Annotated in this window: 1 protein-coding gene; it reads left to right on the top strand. The window is 74.0% G+C overall.

What is annotated here, in order from left to right; all coding sequences use genetic code 11:
- Window positions 1–236: 236 nt before the first annotated feature.
- Window positions 237–1,074, top strand: an 838-nt coding sequence (locus IY392_RS16185) for an exonuclease domain-containing protein (RefSeq protein WP_194861776.1), incomplete at its 3' end; no start/stop codon positions are given.

Here is a 1,074-nt window from a genome sequence, read left to right as displayed (position 1 = left end):
CCGGAGCAGGCGCCGTGAGCGCCGTCGCGCCCGCACCGGGGCGTCCCGCAGACGGGCCGCGGGAGTGTCCGACCGGTACCGCGCCACGGGCTCTCCTGATTCTGACCGGACCGGTGGTGGCCGGTGCGCCGAATTGACGGAGTCGACAGTAGCCGTCGGAGATGTCGGGGTGGTCTGCCACGATAGGCGGACACCGGCCGACACGGGCGGCCCGACGAGACCGGGGACGGGGGGACATGAGCGGGTGGGTGGTGGTGGACGTCGAGACGTCCGGGATGAGACCGTCCGTCGACCGGGTGCTGTCGGTGGCGGCGGTGGTGATCGACGACGACGGCGAGGTGCTCGAGGAGTTCGTGACCCTGCTGAACCCGGGTGTCGACCCGGGGCCGGTCCACGTGCACGGCCTCACCCCGGCCCTGCTCGCGGGCAAACCGCGCTACGCCGACGTGGCCGCGGACCTGGCGCGGGTGCTAGACGGCCGGACGGTGGTGGCCCACAACGCCACGTTCGACGCGTCCTTTCTGGCCTCGGAGGCGCGGCGGGCCGGACTCGAGCCCCCGCTGGAGCAGTTCCTGTGCACGCTGGACTTCGCGGGCCGGCTCCATCTGTCCACCGCCGACCTCAAGCTGGTCACGCTCGCCGCGCACTTCGGCGTGGAGCAGCGGGCCGCGCACGACGCCCATGACGACGCGCTGGTGCTGGCCGGGGTGTTCGCGGGGATGCTGCAGGTCGCCGCGGCCAAGGCCGTGCAGCCGACGGTGCGGCGCCTCGACGGGATGGTGGCGGATCCGGAGACGGGCTTCCTCGTCTCCCGCGTGTGGGCCGAGGCCCTGGCCGCGCCCAGGCTCTGGCGGCCGGCCGGACGGCTGAAGCGAGGCGGCGGGCTGGTGCAGGGGATGGAGGTGGTCTTCACCCAGGACGTCGACCGCGACCCGGAGGAGATCGCCGGCCTCGTCGTCGACGCAGGTCTCTACCTGGCCGACCGCATCTCCTCCCGGACCTCGCTGGCCGTGTGCGACGCGCCCGGCGCGGTCCGGGGCCGCGCCGCCTTCGCCCGCAAGAAGGGGCTCGAAC

This window comes from Dietzia sp. SYD-A1 (genome assembly GCF_015356725.1).
Lineage (GTDB): Bacteria > Actinomycetota > Actinomycetes > Mycobacteriales > Mycobacteriaceae > Dietzia.
This window is presented reverse-complemented; position numbering and strand designations above follow the sequence as displayed.